This is a genomic window from Candidatus Hodarchaeum mangrovi (genome assembly GCF_975850365.1).
On record NZ_CDLCQJ010000084.1, the window covers coordinates 22,039 to 40,947 of the forward strand.

Consider the following 18,909-nt stretch of genomic DNA (forward strand, 5'->3'; position numbering starts at 1 on the left):
TATTCAATCTTATTTATCGGTGTAAAAGATAGTGATAAGGAGTATTGAATTTATTCTCTTAGATCTAGACTATGAGATGAACAAAGAAGATGGAATTCAAATTCCTCTCCTTCGTTTATGGGGACGTTCGGCAGAACGCACAGTTGAGGTTCGTATCCTAGATTTTTTTCCATATTTTTACGTTGAAGCTACAATTGAGCAAGTCAAATCAATATTAAAGAAAAATAACCTGATAACTTCTAATTGGATTTTAAAATTAGAAAAATGTATAAAAAGGCAATATTTTGGAGGAGTACAAAAGAACCTTATAAAAGTGGTAGGTAGAGTCCCATATTTAGTACCAAAAATACGAAATCTATTTCTTCAATCAGGTATTCCTATTTATGAAGCTGATATCCCATTTACTAAAAGACTCCTAATAGATCGTGGATTAAAAGCCCTTCACACTATTAAGGCTTCTGGAACTATTCTTAGGGAGACAAAAGAGGACATAATCGTTCTAGCATCAATCAACGATATTTCTCAATTAAATATATCATCTAATTATCAACCTCTTGTAATGGCATTTGATATTGAAGTTGCTGAAGAGGGCGAAACAATAACAGAGCTATTTGCAGCAAAAAATCGAAGAGTAACTGCTATTTCACTGGCTTGGGGGTATATTGGAACAGCTGACATACAGACCTATGTAATAATTCTTGAGGCTGATTCAGATTTAGAGGAATTGAAGTTATTAACAACATTTCAACAAAAAATTTTAAAAATTCGTCCTGACGTTATAGTATCATTTAATGGGACAAATTTTGATATACCATACTTAAAAGCCCGGTTTCAAAAATATAATCTAAATTTTGGCAAGCTCGCTATATTCGATGATCTTCAGGCTGATATTTTAAAATCAAACATTCCAGTTGATAGTTATCGTTTAAAGGGAAGAGCATTAGTAGATCTCTTACCCAAGACGTGGGGAATTCATCCCATCAGCGGTAAAAAAACATTAAATTCTATTGCTAAACATGTTTTAGGAGAAAGTAAAGTTGAAACAGATATGAGATTGGGGGAATTATGGCGAGAGGCAATTAAAGGAGATAAAGAGAAATACCAGGTGTTTTACAATTATTCATTAACAGATTCATTACTAACTTTCCGTTTGACTTCTGAGCTTGGGATTGCAGACCTAATAGAGTTATGTCGTCTCTCTGGATACCCTCTGCCTGAAGGTCTTCTTTCAACACATCGAAATATTGGAGAACTTGAATTAATGCGAATTTTATACACAAGAAACATGTTAATTCCTAATGTACCTGATTCTTCTGAATTAAAAATAAGGACTGAGCTAAAGAAGAAACATCCACATTTAGGAGGGTGGGTCTTAGATCCTGAAGTTGATGAAGCTCTTTGTGTTGCTATTTTCGACTTTCTTTCGCTTTATCCAAATATTGTAAGACAACACAATATTTCTGGTGAAACCCTAATTCCCAATAGCGAAAAATTATCTCCTATAGAGAGATTCAAACAGCTTCCTCGTTATGGGGCACTCGCTGAATTAATGGATCGTGTTTTGAAGACAAGATATCAACTTATTAATAATATAAATTTATTAAAGAATAATAAAACGAAATTTAATCAGAAAGAGATACAATTACAGCAAAAACAACAGCGATCTCTTAAATTAATGGCAAATTCAGTAATTGGAGCAGCAAACTATCCACGTGGCCGGTTTTATCATTATCTAATTTCAAATAGCATCACAGCAATAGCTCGAACCTTATTACGTGATCAACTTCAGTATTGGACCGCAGAATTTTCAGTAAATCACCCATATCAGGCTTATGTTAGATATGGTGATACAGATTCCATTTTTGTTGAATTTGAAGATGATAATCTAGATCTATCCTCTCTGTTCCGAGAAAATACAAATCGAGAGGAATTTATTCAGCTCCTTGATTCTGAGATTAAAGACTATCAAACATTTCTTTCCTCACGCTTACCAGAATTTCTAGAGCTTAAAAGAGAGGATATCGCCCTAAGAATTATTTTAAAGAAAGGAAGAAAGAAAGCTTATGCCTATTTATCTTTATTGACCAATAAAGTTGTCATCAGAGGATTTGAGGCTGTAAGATCGGATTGGTCGCCTTTAGCTCGAAAAACTCAACGTTTGCTTCTTGAAACGCTACTCCGTGACTTTTCTGATCAAAGACTACTTAATGCTAGACGACTTATTTTAAAAGTTTGTTTTAAAATTTTAAATGATCCTCAAGAGCGTTTAATTCCTGAATTAACGATCCTTGGCCCTGTTAAAAGATCACCCAAGAGCTATAGATCAGTTACACAAGCTACTGGTGCTTTCTTACATTATTGTGAAATTAATAAGCTTGACCCAGAAGAAGAATATAAAAAATGGGATGGATTCCCCTATATCATTACTGAACATTCTGAAAACGTTCCACAATATCAACGAGCTTTTCATCCCGATTTTGTTCAAAAGAATAAAGAGAAAATTGATAGAAATCATTATATTAGAGAGATATTAGGTGCTAGTAATAGATTCGGGATTGATATTAGTGAAGCCGAAGTGAAAAGTAATGCATTAATAATTCCATTGACTAATTTCCTGTAATATTAATTCTTATTCTTTAATTGTTTTTAGAAATGATTTTTAGCTAATATTTCATCTAAAGAATAATTCTTATGAAATTCTTAGAGAACTTTTCCAATATTTCTTCTTTCTTCTACTTTTTAGAACATCAAACATTTAGTGTTCTAATGCTTGGTATAATAAAATCAAAATGAATTATTTTTTTATAAGTTAGCTTACCAAAAGCGTGAGGAATATGAAATTAAAATTAAATTGGATAATTATTTTGGCTTTATTGTCACTTAGTTTGATTCAAACAACTGGTATTATTGGACAATCCGAAATTTATCAAAATCATAAAGATCAATTTGAATCCAATGAAGTTTATAACTTTGAGGATTCAGAGATCCATCCTATAGATGAAAATTCGTTAGCAAAGGAATCATCTGTATATCGTTTAGGGCCTATTGTTGAAAATAACTATACATCAAATTACCTTCCAACAACTAAGGTTAATGATGAAAATGATCAATTAATTGTTAACATTGATCTTGAAAAATCAGTTGTTGTACCAAATGATCCGGTTAATTATCTTCTACAAACGACTCAAGGGACAACTCCTGTTTCAGTTAATCTTATTGTTGAGATCATTCAAGGTGAATATTGGGATTGGTACTATTCTTATTATTATAATTATGATGATTATTCCTCACGTATTATTGAAACACATTATATTACGACCAATCTTCAAGGAATATGGAGTTCTACCTTTATTTCATCTCAGACTGGACGATTTACAATTGTTGTTCGTTCTCAATCCAATTCATTTTTGACATCTCGTGCTTTTTCTGTTTCCAGCATTGGAATCTTCTGGAGAGCTCCTTACCAGTTTGTTGAAGGAGAAATGTATTATTCTGTTGCATATATATTAGACATTGCAGACTTTTCCCCTCTGTCTGGTGTTGAAGTTGAATTAACAGGTAATCGATATTTCTATAATCCAAACACTTCAAAGTATGAATATGTAGAAGAAAAAGTTTTTTCTGGGATTACAGATGTTCGTGGGATTATAGAACCTAAATTTGTTCCTTCAACATTCCTATCTCAGAATTATTGGATGATGTTGAACTTTTCTGCAAGCTATCAAGGGGAAACAACTTTCATCTCTCGTGATATTTATCGAGGAGGTTATATGTGGACATGGGATGGTTATTGGGAGTATCAACCCTATGAGTTTGTAATAACTACAGATAAGCCTATTTATTTCCCTGGTGAATCCATTAAAGTTAGATTTTTAATCTGGAAAAATGATTATTACAAAGTTACTAAAGATCCTCTTGAAACTGAATTTGAAATTGAGATTACTTCACCTAGTCAACATATTTTGCTCCATAAAAAAGTTTCCTCAAATAAATATGGTATAACTACACTATCATTTGCGCTTGATGTTGAGAGTGAACTAGGACTATACACCTTAATTGCTAAAAAAGATAATGCAATAGGTTCTTTACAAATTCGTGTTGATAAATATGAAAAACCTGCTTTTAGAGTTTTAATAGGACTGGATAAAGAATATGTAGTTCCAGGTCAGACTATTACAGGGAATATTTCTGCTCAGTACTATTTCGGGCGTCCCGTATCAGGTGGAACAATTAATCTTATAATTGGAAACTTAGGAACATTACAAGGCACAACAGATATAGAAGGATATTGGAAATTTAAGTATACGCTCCCAAAAACCTTAAGTTCTGAATTAGATTCAATTCCTATCAATGTTACTGTTACAGATACAGTAGGGAGGAAAGTGTCAGGAACTGCAACGATAATTGTTACCAACCAGGTGTATACATGGGCTTATGTTAATCCTTGGTTCCCAAGAATTAATGAGAACATAAGTGTTTATCTAGGAGCCTACCAATTTACTTCACATGATTTTTACTGGGCTAGCTGGACTCCACTTGCTGATGCTTCCATTAAAATGATACTTTTTGGGATTTTATCAGACAATCAAAATGCTTCAGTGATGACTTTAACAGGTCGTACTGATAGTTCAGGACAAGGAATAATTACTTTCCAAATTCCACAAAGTATAACTAAATTCTTTACACGTTATGTGGGATTAATCGAAGTTGATGCTGAAGATGGACGAAAGGGAACGACGACTATTTATTTCACACTTGATCGTAATATTGTGGCCACTTCATTAAATTCTAATAATTTTGATCCAGGAGAAGTTGTTGAGTTATCTCTTAAAGTGATTAATGGAGTTGATCAAGGAGCGATTAGTGGAAATGTCAAAATTAGGATATACGATGCAGATTATGAATTAATTGGTATGACAACAAGGTTAATTTCAAAGAGTGGAGAAACAATCAACATTAAATTATCCTCATATGCTCCAACAGGAAAATACAACATTCGTATTTATCTAGAAACAAAATTTGATACATATTGGGGCTTTTGGCAATATTATCGTTATGTAAAAACAGTGGAATTTACAGTAGGTTCCATTTACAGTTTAAATCTCACAACAGATAAATCAAATTATTCCTTAGGGGATAAAATGACTTTAACTGGAGAATTGAGTCAATCTCTTTCAACCCCATTAATGATTCAATTTGTTAAACGGGGTATTGTCAATACTTATTTCATCTCATTAAATGGAGCTCTGACATTTAATATTTATATATCTGATCTTGGTCCACTTGCTCCGAAATTTTGGGTAGATGCATTCGGGGTTAGTTCAAATGGATTACTTATAACCTCTAATATAGAGGTGAAGGTTGATTCAAATCTAATTGTAGATATAAATTCTTCAAAACAAATTTATGAGCCTGGGGACTCTGCTCAAATTACTATTTCAGTGAAAGACTCTGTAGGGAATCCGATAACAAGTATACTTGCAGTATCTTTTGTAGATAGTTCTGTATATGGTGTAGAGGCAGATCCAGAAAGTGAACTTACACATTTTGAGCAAGAAGAATATTGGCCTGCTGTTTGGACTGTTGTCTCTTGGAAAAATCTCCAGCAAAATTGGTGGTTCTGGTGGTATGAGGATTATAATATTCTTGGAATTCGAGGTGGATATTGGTATGGTGGTCCTGAATATACAGATATTGATTATATGATGCCACCAACTAGTTCTGATGAAAAAACTCAGGATCAAGAAACTCCAAAAACACGAAAAGAAATTCGTGATAATCTACCAGAAAATGCTTACTGGAAACCTCAGATAGTTTTAATTAGTGGTCAATGGTCGGAAACAATTACTCTCCCTGATAATATTGGAGAATGGACTGTCCGAGTCATAGCTACAACTCAATCTGGAAACGGTCAATTAGCGAAATATACATTTAACACATTTTTGCCATTTTTCGTTGAAATTGATAAAGACCCATATGTCCTTCAGGATGATATTTTCGTTATTAGAGGTATAGTCTATAATTATCTAGATGAGCTCCTTGATATTAATCTCAAAATAGAGGTGGGAGAAGGAATAATTGTTTTAAGTAAGGATAGACAACTTTTAAGGCTTCCTGGGGGTTTTCTTGGATCTATTGGATGGGCTTGTCTTGCAAATGAACCAGGTTATCATAATGTCACTATATCAGCTGAAACAACGACTTTGGATGGCATTTTGCATTTTGATGCTATACGAAAGTCTCATGAAGTAACACCAAATGGAGTTCAAGAAATTGTACAACAAAGTGGATTCATTTCTTCTTCTCCTGTCTTTTTTTATTCAAAATATGAAGAAACAATTTCCTCAAAAGAATTCCTTCAACTTGATCTTGGACTTGGTTCCATTGCTCTCTCTTCATGGGAGAGGTTAATTGGATACCCATATGGATGTACGGAACAAACGATCTCACGATTAATTCCTAATGCACTTATATTACAATATTTAAGAGAAGCTGGATCATTAACAAATGATACTGAAGAGCTTATTAATGATATGATTTTATCTGGAATTTCTCGTCTCTATAGCCAGCAGCATTCTGATGGTGGATGGGGTTGGTGGCATGATGATACTTCACGAATTTATATGACCAGTATCGTTCTTTATGGATTAGGAGTTGTAAATAATTCAGATTTTCATTTGGACTTAACTGTTATTAAAGCAGCACTGGAATTTCTAAAAATTCATCAAAATTATGATGGAAGCTGGACTGTAGATTCTTGGAGAAATATTGACAAGGCATCTTATACAGCTTTCGTTCTTCGTGCCTTTGTTTATTGGGATTCAATTGCTGATTATTCTACTACCATCGAAAATGGGGTTAGTTTTATCCAAAATACATGGAATCAAGGACAAATGCAATCAAATTACTTGGCAGGCCTTTATTTAACAAATATAGCGTCCACAGGTTATAGTACAACAGGATTTGAGACTCAGTTAATTACTTTCTTAAAAAACAATGTAAAAATCTCGAACGAAGGTTATTATTGGACCTATGCTACAGAAGAAAATTATTGGTGGAGATCTTTGGGTGGTGATGTTGAAGTAACTTCACTAGCCCTCGAAGCTCTAGTTAAATTGGATCTATCTGCATCAGTTTCAATTATCCGTGGTGCATTAGGTTGGATTCTTCAGTACCAAAATTGGTATGGATGGGGAAACACAGCTGATACTTCAGCAGCAATTTCAAGCATCCTCTCAATCACATCGAGTAGTATAAGCTCCAATGAAGATGTCACAGTTACTTTAGTTATAAATGGCAATGAAATTCAAAATATTGACCTTTCGATTGGAAATCAACCGAATTATTACCTTCGACTTGATGATTTATTCCAGAATGGTAATAATACTATCCAATTATTAAAGAGTGGAATTGGAAATGTTACATATTATTTCCAAGGTGTACAAATTCTTCGAAAGTTACCTATTATTACAATACCTGAAACAATAACAGCCCAATCAGGTCAGGATGTTGTAATTCCAATTTCTCTTATTCCAAGCTCTGAAAAGATATATTCTGTAGATCTAAAGCTTGTACCTATAGCTGGGGATATAGTTCCTGTTCCTAATCTACCACAAACGATTTCATTCCTTGCTCATTCAACCACTATTAACTTTAATTATAATGCTCCTTCTATTCCAGGGTTATACTTTATACCTGGATTTGATATCTCATATAGATTATCTAATCAGGATCAGGAAATATTTTCCCCTGCAATAATCTCCCGAAGATATGGGCCAGTTTTACTAGATGTCAAAGAGTTTACTGAAGGTGTGTTATCATTAAATAAAGGTTCAATACCAAAAGAAATTCCCCAAGTTTTTTTCAGTTCAAAAACAGTTAATGATACTAATGGATTGTCTATAGAGAGAGATTACTCTCAAATATCGTCCTACCAAAAGGGTGATATGGTAGTGGTCACTTTAACAATTGAAAATACTCAGGATACGCAGAATTACCTTATGCTCGAAGACTTTCTCCCATCTGGATTCCAAGTTGAACCTACAACTGTTCAATCCAGCCAAGGAATATTCAAACAAACTTCGTTTGGTGTAGTATTCTTCTTTCCAGAATTAAATAAAGGAAAGACAGTAGTTCAATATGGAATTGTGGCATACAATGTTAGACAGTCATTAGTTAAACCTGCTCGTCTTTCTAGCATGTATGACAGCTGGGAAGTCTTGAGTACTCCCACAATTTTAGGAGACACTCGTCTAAAATTGGATCCAACTACTGGAGACATTCAAAAAGATCTCCAAAATCCAACTCTTGAAGATATAATAATTTCTGAGGAATTAAAAGAGAATATTCCTATACTTTCCATTTCGATTAAAGCATTCGACAATTGGGGTATTTCAAGTGCTCGTGTCTTTATTAAACAAGATAAATGGACTGTTTCTGAATGTAATTTCCAAAATAATAAATGGAAATCTATCATTTACTCTCTAAATGAAGGAAAAAGTGAGATATACATTGAATTAATAGATAATAGCGGAAATGTATTCGTAAGTGATGAGATTACTAGATATCTTGAATTGAAGGATCTTTACATCCCTACTTTTTCAATATTGATATTATTAGCCATCTCAGCTATTATTGCAGTTTCTGTCTCGTTAATCATTCAGAAAAATAAGAAATATTAAAAATTTGGAGTACTATTCTCGGGGTTGGGAAGTAAATCCATTTTCTCGTTTAAGTTAGAAATAGCTGAAAAATGAAATTTTTAATATCTGAATTTCTCACTCTTTTTTTTCCAAGATCAAAATGATGTTTATTTGAATCCTTCAGATTTATATGGTAATTTCGTAGGTATTGATTCTAAAATTAACCTCAAATTTCAATTTTCTTTCTTTATACGGCATTAAACAAACTTTAGGGTTTTATTTTATATAAGGTGAATCTAAAAAAATTCAAGCTGAATAAATAATTTAAATTTAATTACCCTGATTTAAAAGAATTAAATAATATTTTTTTTATATTTTTAGGAAATTAAAGAAAGCTCTGGTATATTTTTTAAGATTGGAACAAATTTTAGGCTATTTAAGAAAGAATTAGTATAATTTACACTAAGTAGAATAATTAACGATATGAATATATTTGTACTCAATAAAAAAAGGATAATTGATTATTAAAATAGGATTAATTTTTTTGTATACTTCGTATAAAAAAGACATTAGATTATTAGAAATCGATTTAAATATGTAATCTGATTTTAGATCATGATATTAACGAATTTAAGAGAATGAAAATAACTGATGGTTTAAATTAAATCTTGTGATTTGAACTAAGCAATCAATGCTGCTCTGTCTCAGATACAACGGAACGTATTTTCTTTAGTTCGGTTAACATTTGTTTTCTTAAGATTGCTATTCCTGTGGCTCTATCTTCTTCACGTCGTCCTACTGTTCCAAGGGGATTTGAGGTTGGTTTCCCACTACTTGTACTAGGAAAAGAAATTTTTGGAATTGAAGGGATCTCCGGTTTTATGGGAGATAGTGAAGCAGGCTCAGATTGAGGAAGGTTGGCAGGTTCGGATTTATCAGGTACTGTGGGAAAAGAGAAGCTTATCTTTGGAGGAGTGCTGAGTTCAGGACTTTGACTTGAAATGACTGGTGCTGATTTAGAAACATGTACCTGAGGTTTCTCCTTTGGAATGTCTGGAATTTCTTCTTCTAGTTTTTTAGTTACTACTTTAGGAACAGGCTCAGTATGACGAGCGAGTTTAGCAGCTGAGATTTCTCCGAATACCTTCTCAATTGTAGGAGTTTCTGGTACTTTAAGTTCTCTAATCTCATTCAAATTTAAGCCTTGGGATATTTTTTCCAATGTTGTTGAAGTTATATAACTTTCTAGGAGAGATTCTTTTAACATTCTCTCAAAACGGAGCATAGCAACTTGAAAAGCATAAGTGATGTGAGCATATTCTTCCATAGATAAATCTTTAAGTTTTAGTGAAGCTTCAAACTTGAAAGAACGTGTTGTTTCATCTGTTTTCTTTTTGAAAAGTCTGACCACTTGAGTTGTCCTTCCTCATTGTGTTTAATGTACCATGAACCAGCTTCTACTTGAAGTTTTGCTTCCAATATTATTAAACTATTCTAACAAAATACTCCGAATATAATTTAAAAACTTGCTAAAAATAGAACCCAATTCCTGATATATTCTTTTCTTTCTAATTAGTATTAATTTATCTTTAAAATAAATGTTTTGCTTTTATTTTCGTTGATAAAATAGCTATAATCATTTAGAATTAATCATTTTTAACAATATTATTTTTTATGTTCATTAAGCAGGATTAAAAAGTAAACTAAAAAAGTTCTTAATCACTTCTTAATTCGCTTTTTTCTGTAGTGAATTTTATTATATTATTTGGATGCAAAAAACATGACGAAAGCAAGAGTTATATTAGTTGGTATCGGAAATGCCGCTTCTTCCTTTGTTCAGTCATTGAAATATTACTCTGAACATGAGACAACTGGTTTAAAATATGAACAAGTCGGTGGAATGAGAATTAATGACATTGAAGTTGTTGGTGCATTTGATGTAGTTGAAGGGAAAGTAGGGAAGGACCTTTCAGAAGCAGTTTTCGCTGAACCTAATGTAGCTCCTCGTCTGGTAGATTTTAAGAAGAAACTAGGTGTTAAAGTACTAAAAGGACCTGTTCTTGATGGAATTTCAAATCTATTAGCTGAAACTGTTCAAATTTCTTCGATTCCTGACTCAAACCTCGTAAAAGAAATTAAAGAAATTGATGCAGATATGATGGTATCATTGTTACCTTCAGGAGCAAATGAAGCAACATTTGCATATGCTAATGCTGCCATTAAATCTGATCTAGCCTTTATTGAAGCTGCACCAACTAGAATTTGTTCTGATGATCAATGGGTAAGAAAATTTAAGAAAGCAAATTTGCCAGTAGTAGGGGATGATTTACAGTCTCAACTTGGTGGTACACGAATTCACAAAGGACTATTGGAAATGCTAAATTCATTTGGGGCAAAAATTCGCAATACATATCAACTGGATGTTTCGGGTGGAAGTGAAGGAATGAATACACTTCACGACGATCGTAGAATGGAAAAACGACGAATCAAAACAGATAGCATAAAAAGAACACTACCTTATTTAACAGATAATGATATTGCATCAGGTACTACCGATTATCTTGATTTTCTTAAAAATGAAAGGACAGGATATTTTTGGATTTATGGTAGCTATTTTTTGGGTCATCCCTTTAAAATTGATATAACTATTAAAACAACTGATGGACCTAATGCTGCAGGGACGCTAGTAAATGTAATTCGAGCCACAAAAATTGCATTAAATCGTGGAATTGACGGCCCATTACTATCTGTTTCTGCTTATGGATTTAAATACCCCCCTGTATATATTGGTGAGCAAGAAGCTGTTAAAAGATTCGAAGAATTTATCTCTGGGGACAGAGCTGATTAACTGAAAATCTACAATTGTATTTGGAGCTATAGTCAATGAAAACGGTCAAGATTTTAGTTTCAGGTCGTGTGCATGGGGTGTTTTTTAGGGTTTATACCCGTGAGTATGCTCAAAAACTTTCTGATTTAACAGGATATGTAAAAAATCGACGGGACGGTCGTGTTGAAATTTTTGCTGAAGGACCTGAAGAATCACTTTTAAAATTAGCTCGTTGGGCAAAGGAGGAAGGATCACCTGCTTCTCAAATCACAGGAACAGAAGAAATTTGGGGGAATACTATTAGTAAAAGGGAATATCAGGATTTTAAAATTACTTTTTAATAACAATTCTCACAGGTCTAAATCATTATCGATTTCAGGAATCACAGTACTAGCAATTCGTTCAAAGAAATCTATTTCGTTAAAATATTCTGTGATTAAGATATTTTTATTATTTATTTCCAGAAACATTTTTTGCTTCTTAAAGATATTTTCTTCAACTATAATAAGTGTTTCATTATCATTAAAAGAAGTTTTATAGTCGTTTGATGAATCAATAAAGAATAAAGATTCCTTATCCAATATAATAAATTTCTCTTCTTCAATAATTTCAAACCCTAAAAGAAGATCCTGCATAATCCATAATGGGATGCCATAATATTTATTATTCCAATATCCAATTAGAGCTAGGTCAACTTGGGAAGCTAAATTGTCCTTTGTTGAATCATCCGAACGTAAAATGAAAGCAATTGTTGAATTTTGTAAGAATTTTTGTAAGAATGTCCATAAATATTCAATAGCTTTTTGTCGGAATATTTTACTTGGAATTTCCAATATTTGGGGGAGGGATGAGATAAAATCTGTTGAATCAAACTCCACAATCCATATTTTATGATTTAAATCTAAAAATTCTTGAATTGAATCCTGTTTGTCCTTCATCTTCATTCCTTCAATATCTCAATTTCATTCATCCCTCTCACACTCTTATTTTTAAGCACCCTAAAATTTTTGATTTCAGTGAAAATATATCCAAAATTAACTCTAAACTTTTTTCTTTTGAACCATTAAATTTTTCAAATAGGATATTTTCTTAAATATAAAATTCGGTTTGGTTTCACTCAGATATAGTAATCAAAGTAAAAACTCCTAGGGATTTCATATGAGTATTACGACACAAAGGGGCGTTCGAGTGGTTTGTGATGGTCCATGTCATTTATGTAAGAGCAAAATCCGTGAGAAAAACGTATTAACTCAAGCATTAGATATTATATACTATTGTAGGACTTGTCAACAAAAATATCTATGTAACGACGTACTTGGACGTATTAAGGGTGAATATTCCTGTCCTTCATGCGGTTCTGTTATATCAGAGATGACTGTCGAACGAGCAAATCAATTAGGACTGGCTTTTGGTTATCAATTAAGTCGAACATCTGTTGATAAGAGACCAGTCGAGCAAATCAAAAGAACATGGTTTTATTCAATAGGAGAAGTTATTTTAAAAAAAGATTTTGTGAATGATCTCATCGAATTAGAAGAATTGACTGTAATGAAGTTGGTAGACCTTTTGTATCATGCAGATGTCGTTTATCGACCTTCAGTTGCAATAATTGATAAAAAGCGTTTATTATGGGATCTTTTTGCACGAAAACCTGCTATAATTAGGTCAATCCATAATTCCCTAATAACACGAGCAGAGAATAGAAGAGTTGATCTTATACTTAGGGCTCTCATTGATCATGAAGCTTTTGGATGCACTTTTTTAAGCACTATCATTCCTTCACCTATTGCAGGGACCATTGATCTTATAGGAATTGATGAAAAAACAGGGGAATTAGTCTGGTTTATTGTTCAAGAAGAACGAATTGATGAACGAGTTATTAATTCTCTGTTAAACGAGTTGCTTTCACTTCCTCCTTTAGAATTCATGGGTGTAGCACGAATTATCTTGCTTACTAAAAAATGGATATGGATGGGAGCAGAGATTGCACGGAAACAGGGAAAGATTCAAACTCGATGGACTCAGCTTTCATTAGAATTATGGGAAGAGGATCCACTTTTTGTACACAAACAAATCTAATCTCTGAGAAGAAAGTCAACCCAAAGGATAGTTTACAATGAGAATATTAATGGAATATTTGATAAATTTAAATTAGATAAAGTCATTCCTTCAGTAATGGATGGTAAACATTTATTAGACATAATTCTTACAATAAAGATTAATAACATTTATTAGTACTAATTCATTATCAGTAAATAATACGGCAAGAACGACCGAAATTCTAATATATAAAGGAATAATACCAAAATCATATGAAAAGACAATGAGGTTGTATCATGAGTTTCCTTATGAAAATTGTCCTTGCAGGCGATGGGGCAGTAGGTAAAACAGCATTACGAGAACGTTATTTGGGCAAAGGATTCAGTAGTAACTACATGATGACCATAGGCGCTGATTTCGCCTTGAAAGAAGCTCAAATTAGAGAAAAAAACATTAAATTTCAAATCTGGGATCTGGCAGGTCAACCACGATTTGGTACTGTTAGGAGTGTTTATTATTACGGATGTTTGGGTGCTTTATTAATCTTTGACGTCACTCGCCCTGATACATTTACCAATTTAGAAAATTGGCTTGATGAAATCTTCAAACATAATGGAAAAGGGTTGATACCAGTCGTTCTGCTTGGTAATAAGGTTGATCTGCGTGAACAATTCCCAAATCATGTCACTGATAGTCAGGCAGAGGAATTTGCCGCCAACTTGTCAAATAAGACAGAAGCCCAGGGTTTTCCCGTTCGATATATGCCTACTTCAGCAAAAACTGGATTAAATGTGTCAGCAGCCTTTGATATGCTTGGAAATGTTTATTTAGACTATGTTGAAGCTCAACAAGCACGCTAATATTCTTTTTCTCTTTATTCTTTATTCTCTTGAATGAATAAAGAATTCTTTTTTAATATTTTAAAATTTGATATCATCAATTGAGTGAACAATCCGAGCACCTTCTAAAGTCGGGAATGTTGCTTGTCCCATTAAAAGGAGGATATACCGATCTTTAGCATATTTTGCATAACCTTTTGTAATAAAAGCGATTGTGTCAACTTCAGATTCATCCATTGCAAACCAAATAGCAATTCGATTCTTTTTTAACAAGCCACCTTTTTCTGCCATAATATCAACAGGAGAGGCCTCTGTTTCAACTGCTTTGATATTTTCTGCAATTTTATAACCTGCTTGTCTCAATCGTTTAGCTATTTCGGTCTTCAAAATTCCTGATTTTGTTTCTCCAGCTTTTCTCAGATATTTTTCAGCTTCAAATTGTTGCCCAATACGATTAAAGGCATCAGATAATTTTCTGAATACTCTAAAGAGTTGTTCATTAGGAGCAATACCTGCTTGAGATTCATAAGTTTCTAATTGGGTCATAGCCATTAATAGATGACTCAGAGCTTCTTGATCTTTTCCCATTGCGGATTTTGTATCTCCTAAAGCCTCTTGTATCTCGCCCTCAATTAATAGCAGTTCATTTTGTGATAAATCAGAAGGGGGTTGTGTTTTAAGTGCATTTAATGCATTATTAAGTATATCTGTTGCTCGTTCAACTTTTTTTTCTACTATTAATGTTTTTGCTTCCTTTAATGCATGAGCGATATCCATTTCTATTCCTCATTGTTTTTAATCAAACTAAGAAGATAAATAAGTCTTGGAGATATAGAATATCATCTAATTTGATAATTACAGTCAATAAATTCTAAATATCTAAATATACTTCGTTGAAGAAAACAGCTCTTGTTATTCCTTACGCTCAACTAAACGTGCAATTGTGGTAAGATAGGACTCAATACTCAGTTTTGGAGTTAAAGAAACCATTAAAATTCTTTCATTATCCAAACAGTACAATAACATCAAGTGGTTCTTACCTGTTACTGCTATGCTTTGTGCTTCTTGGCCTAACATACGTGTTGGTAAACTGATGGCTGAAGAAACAGCTGCTAGCTGTGCTGAGTCAATATCCAAGCTCGATAAAGAGCTTAAAGGGACTCCTGCCGTTGATAAAAGAAGAATTGAGGTAGCTTCTGGGATTGCTCGTTGAATCTTTTCTATCATTGTATCTTCAATATCAAGGGTCTTAACAATAGCATCGAGCTTTGCAGTTATTTCTCTTAGTCTTTCAATTATAATATCAATAGTAGGCCGTTTTTCAAAGGAAGATCGGGGCGGATTGATGGTTGTTATTAGAACTACATCAGAAGCTTTAGTAGCTACAATAATACAATCTTTTTGAAAAACAACATATTCTTTTACTTTGTCATTGAGAGTTGTTTCTAGAAAGTTATGTGATATAGCAAGAGCACTGGTTATAGCAGCTGGAATTATATGTAATTCTTCTTTAATCTCTTTTCCCCCTCTTTTTAAGCCATAAATAGGTGATCCATCTATTGTAGAAACTATACTTTGAGCTATACTTTCATCTTCTAGGAGTTCTGAAATTAATTTTTTTACTTCAGGAATATCTCTCAATAAAAACTCAACCTGTCAAATATTTGCTATAAATATGTAAAACTATACTTAAAAGCTATTAAAAGATGACGAAATAAAATAAGTTTAATATTTCTAAAATCAGAGAAAAAGAAAATTAAAATTCAGATATTAAAGGTAAAAGTCAAAGATAAAGAATAGAAGGAAGTTAGAATGAAGAACTAGGTTTAATTGTCTCCTTCTTCAATTATTGGGACTGGATCTCCATAATCCTCTCCACCATATAGAGTTCCAGAATATGATCCTTCTTTATATATTTTTAAAGCTTTATCGGTAGTTTCTACACATTTCATGGCATTAGTTTCCATCTCTAACATCGCTCGGATACAATCAACGTTTTCAGGAATAGGAATACTCTCCATATGGACATCATATATCATATACACATTATTATGAGAATCCATTGTTAAAGTTTCTTCCCAGATAAAAACCTCTGGTCGATCATATCTTGGACGACCCAAGTCTCTAAAATACTCCACAAGTTGAGCAGAATCAAATAATCCGTTTTTACCTTCTTCAATTAAAATTCGGGGTGTTTTTTTAAATAAATTTATAATATCTTCCCTTGATGCCTCATTTTCAAGAGTTACCTTCAGCATATGAACATGAGACAAAGTCCAACTACCTGCAATTGCGAGCGAGTGAATACGGTCGTTCATTTTCGGCATGACAGTAATAAGATCAGGGCCGTGATGAGATACTCCAAGTACGGGTGTTATCGCATTTATGGGCCCACGGTTTGTTCTAGAAGGATCTCCCGCTCTTCTAGCTAAAGCCACAAACGAATCTAATACCCCATAAGCCTGTTCTAAAGTGGAAATGATTCGTGTTAAAGCAGTAGTATTACAAGAAACTAAACGTGTCAGATTAACTCCTAAATGTGATTTGTAGTTTCCAAAAGTGCTAAAACTCCTTCCAGTAAGAGAATGTTTTTCCCCACCTTGAACTATACATTTTACTTTTGCTTTATTATACACTGGAAGATTTTTTGCAGGGACACCAGAAGGAGTACAGTCAACTACAAGATCAACTTCTTCTAATAAGTCATCGAGATAGCCAACTACTTCAAATCCTGCTTCTCTCATCCGGGGTTCAAAATCAGGAACACTACAATAAATAGGATAATTGCGTTTCTGAGCAATTTGTAATCGAACATCTGAAATTATATCTGCAACTCCAATGAGCTTCATATCAGATTGAGCAGCTACGGCATCTGCCACTCTTTTACCTATAATTCCATATCCAATGATACCAATTTTTGCATTTTTGGTCATCATTTTTCTTCTCCTTTTGATAACTCCCTAAATGCTTTTTCTCCTTCTTCGGTTAAATAAAACATTCGAACTATTGATTGACCAGCAATCTCAATATTAGTTTGTCCCAAATAATCCAATGATCTCCGAACAACAGCCATATCATGTGCAACCAATCCACATGCTTCCAACCAACCTAAACTTAGCAAGGTTTTTTCAAGAGACAAATCTGATTTTTCCATGATCTTTTCATAAGGAACTCCTCTAATAGCCTCTACTGAATGATGACCCTTGAAAAATTCTTTAGGATTACCAAGTGCTAAAATAACTCGTTGTTGATCACGATTGAGTTTGTTCATTATTTCACCAACTCTTCATAATTAATAATAGAATTTAAGATTCATAACAGTTCTTTTTTCTGTAAATTGATTAATTATTTCTAAGAATTATAATTGCTTACAATTAAAAAAATATTGGTATGGGTTTTTCATACGGGTTTTATTTAAATAGTAGAATCTATTCTTAGAGAATCCTTTGAAGAAGAGAGAAGGATAGAAAATGAATTATCATGTAATGAAATATTAAAATTTATGATATAAGCAAGATTGAATTAAAATAAAAGTTTTATAACTTTTTAAGAACTATTTGGCCTTCAGGGGTGAGTGAAAACATACGAATCAGCTTTTGCCCTGCAATCTCTACTTCTGTCTGTCCAAGATAATCGATTTTTTCTCTTACAATAGCGCATTCATGCTTGACTAGTCCAAGTGATTCTAAATAACCAAGCGATAACAGAGTTTTCTCTAAGCTCATATCAGCATCTTTCATAATTTTGTTATAAGGAATACCTGGTATACCATTGTCATTACCAGCAATAAATTGAGATGGCTTATCAAGAGCGCTTAAAATTCGTTGTTGATCATTATTTAATTGCATATGAATCACTATTCTCACTTCTTTTTTCTTTTTAAAGGGAAACATGAAAGGATATTATCGTTTGTGTCAACTTTTTTTCTTTAACTAGAGTAAATCGATTTCTTTGTTCTTAAAACAAATTATCTAAAGATTAGATAAACCCATATATTTAATATGGGTATCAGTTTTTAAGCCTTTCTACAGGTGTTTTTTTTCTCTTTTTCTTTAAATATTAGAAGATTTAATCTTGAGTGATAAGCTGAAGTTAATATTTCAAATCAGTTAATAAAAGACCTCATTTTTGCAGTAATTTCCTCAGGGGTGACTTGAGATATTTTATGATCATCTGATCTTTCTGCACCTCCGATCTGTTGAATTGGTACAATATCAATAAAGAAATGAAAATCATTGTTTGTTTGCCAAGGTAGCTGACGAAAAAGGATATTTCTATCTAAATGGAGAAAATATTCTTTTCCCCATTTCTTAATAAACTTTGTTTGTATTGTATTACTAAAAATTAATGCTGCTGCTAGAGAATCAATTTCAGAGTCATTTAGCTCATATAAAGACGCCACATGACGTTTTGGTATTATTCTTATTTCTCCATCTGCTTCAGGCGCATATACAACAACTATTAACCAATAATCATCCTCCCACAAAATTCTTTCTTTAATCTTTAAATCTTGGCATGTTTATATTCTCAGAATCTTCTAAAAGATTTACATGGACAAGAT

General features: G+C 32.9%; 14 protein-coding genes. 6 read left to right on the forward strand and 8 right to left on the reverse strand.

Annotated features, from left to right (window positions below; all coding sequences use genetic code 11):
- The first annotated feature begins 31 nt into the window (after window positions 1–31).
- Together ACWVCY_RS08030 and ACWVCY_RS08035 are read left to right on the forward strand one after the other, a co-directional pair.
- Window positions 32–2,620, forward strand: a complete 2,589-nt coding sequence (locus ACWVCY_RS08030; protein WP_455141871.1) for a DNA polymerase domain-containing protein — start codon at window positions 32–34, stop codon at window positions 2,618–2,620.
- A gap of 244 nt (window positions 2,621–2,864) precedes the next feature.
- The gene (locus ACWVCY_RS08035; RefSeq protein WP_455141873.1) at window positions 2,865–8,681 is read left to right on the forward strand and encodes an MG2 domain-containing protein; all 5,817 of its coding nucleotides are present in this window, start codon (window positions 2,865–2,867) and stop codon (window positions 8,679–8,681) included.
- 649 nt (window positions 8,682–9,330) lie between these two features.
- Here the strand turns inward: ACWVCY_RS08035 and ACWVCY_RS08040 are convergent.
- Window positions 9,331–10,053, reverse strand: a complete 723-nt coding sequence (locus ACWVCY_RS08040; RefSeq protein ID WP_455141875.1) for a hypothetical protein — start codon at window positions 10,051–10,053, stop codon at window positions 9,331–9,333.
- 369 nt (window positions 10,054–10,422) lie between these two features.
- Here ACWVCY_RS08040 and ACWVCY_RS08045 point away from each other — a divergent pair, with 369 nt between their 5' ends.
- Both ACWVCY_RS08045 and ACWVCY_RS08050 read left to right on the forward strand, forming a co-directional pair.
- Complete coding sequence (locus ACWVCY_RS08045) at window positions 10,423–11,490, forward strand: inositol-3-phosphate synthase (RefSeq protein ID WP_455141877.1); 1,068 nt, start codon at window positions 10,423–10,425, stop codon at window positions 11,488–11,490.
- A gap of 35 nt (window positions 11,491–11,525) precedes the next feature.
- Window positions 11,526–11,810 (forward strand): acylphosphatase, encoded by a 285-nt coding sequence (locus tag ACWVCY_RS08050; protein WP_455141879.1) that lies wholly within the window; start codon window positions 11,526–11,528, stop codon window positions 11,808–11,810.
- Between the two features lie 9 nt (window positions 11,811–11,819).
- On the opposite strand, the gene ACWVCY_RS08055 is transcribed toward ACWVCY_RS08050, so the two are convergent.
- On the reverse strand, window positions 11,820–12,407 hold the full coding sequence (locus ACWVCY_RS08055; RefSeq protein WP_455141881.1) for a hypothetical protein: 588 nt from the start codon (window positions 12,405–12,407) through the stop codon (window positions 11,820–11,822).
- 220 nt (window positions 12,408–12,627) lie between these two features.
- Here ACWVCY_RS08055 and ACWVCY_RS08060 point away from each other — a divergent pair, with 220 nt between their 5' ends.
- Both ACWVCY_RS08060 and ACWVCY_RS08065 read left to right on the forward strand, forming a co-directional pair.
- Window positions 12,628–13,548, forward strand: coding sequence for a hypothetical protein (locus ACWVCY_RS08060; protein ID WP_455141883.1), 921 nt, complete (start codon window positions 12,628–12,630; stop codon window positions 13,546–13,548).
- A gap of 269 nt (window positions 13,549–13,817) precedes the next feature.
- Complete coding sequence (locus ACWVCY_RS08065) at window positions 13,818–14,369, forward strand: GTP-binding protein (RefSeq protein WP_455141885.1); 552 nt, start codon at window positions 13,818–13,820, stop codon at window positions 14,367–14,369.
- A gap of 60 nt (window positions 14,370–14,429) precedes the next feature.
- Here ACWVCY_RS08065 and ACWVCY_RS08070 read toward each other — a convergent pair whose 3' ends face one another.
- The 6 genes from ACWVCY_RS08070 to ACWVCY_RS08095 form a co-directional block, all read right to left on the reverse strand.
- Window positions 14,430–15,125 carry a hypothetical protein gene (locus tag ACWVCY_RS08070; RefSeq protein ID WP_455141887.1) on the reverse strand — a complete coding sequence of 232 codons (696 nt, stop codon included), beginning with the start codon at window positions 15,123–15,125 and terminating at the stop codon, window positions 14,430–14,432.
- A gap of 135 nt (window positions 15,126–15,260) precedes the next feature.
- A complete protein-coding gene (locus tag ACWVCY_RS08075; protein WP_455141889.1) occupies window positions 15,261–15,989 on the reverse strand; it encodes a hypothetical protein in 729 nt (242 codons plus the stop codon).
- 185 nt (window positions 15,990–16,174) lie between these two features.
- The gene (locus ACWVCY_RS08080; protein WP_455141891.1) at window positions 16,175–17,284 is read right to left on the reverse strand and encodes a type II glyceraldehyde-3-phosphate dehydrogenase; all 1,110 of its coding nucleotides are present in this window, start codon (window positions 17,282–17,284) and stop codon (window positions 16,175–16,177) included.
- A complete protein-coding gene (locus tag ACWVCY_RS08085) occupies window positions 17,281–17,619 on the reverse strand; it encodes a hypothetical protein (protein ID WP_455141893.1) in 339 nt (112 codons plus the stop codon). The genes ACWVCY_RS08080 and ACWVCY_RS08085 overlap by 4 nt, the downstream gene beginning before the upstream one ends.
- Before the next feature lie 265 nt (window positions 17,620–17,884).
- The gene (locus ACWVCY_RS08090; RefSeq protein WP_455141895.1) at window positions 17,885–18,205 is read right to left on the reverse strand and encodes a hypothetical protein; all 321 of its coding nucleotides are present in this window, start codon (window positions 18,203–18,205) and stop codon (window positions 17,885–17,887) included.
- Window positions 18,206–18,453: 248 nt separating this feature from the next.
- Window positions 18,454–18,849: a hypothetical protein gene (locus ACWVCY_RS08095; protein WP_455141896.1), complete on the reverse strand. Its 396-nt coding sequence runs from the start codon at window positions 18,847–18,849 to the stop codon at window positions 18,454–18,456.
- Window positions 18,850–18,909: the final 60 nt, after the last annotated feature.

What these genes read in the sequence shown, in the direction of transcription:
- ACWVCY_RS08080 (WP_455141891.1), bottom strand. Translation starts at nt 17,284, where the DNA reads ATGATGACCAAAAATGCAAAAATTGGTATCATTGGATATGGAATTATA.
- ACWVCY_RS08045 (WP_455141877.1), top strand. Translation starts at nt 10,423, where the DNA reads ATGACGAAAGCAAGAGTTATATTAGTTGGTATCGGAAATGCCGCTTCT.
- ACWVCY_RS08055 (WP_455141881.1), bottom strand. Translation starts at nt 12,407, where the DNA reads ATGAAGGACAAACAGGATTCAATTCAAGAATTTTTAGATTTAAATCAT.
- ACWVCY_RS08060 (WP_455141883.1), top strand. Translation starts at nt 12,628, where the DNA reads ATGAGTATTACGACACAAAGGGGCGTTCGAGTGGTTTGTGATGGTCCA.
- ACWVCY_RS08085 (WP_455141893.1), bottom strand. Translation starts at nt 17,619, where the DNA reads ATGAACAAACTCAATCGTGATCAACAACGAGTTATTTTAGCACTTGGT.
- ACWVCY_RS08050 (WP_455141879.1), top strand. Translation starts at nt 11,526, where the DNA reads ATGAAAACGGTCAAGATTTTAGTTTCAGGTCGTGTGCATGGGGTGTTT.
- ACWVCY_RS08070 (WP_455141887.1), bottom strand. Translation starts at nt 15,125, where the DNA reads ATGGATATCGCTCATGCATTAAAGGAAGCAAAAACATTAATAGTAGAA.
- ACWVCY_RS08065 (WP_455141885.1), top strand. Translation starts at nt 13,818, where the DNA reads ATGAAAATTGTCCTTGCAGGCGATGGGGCAGTAGGTAAAACAGCATTA.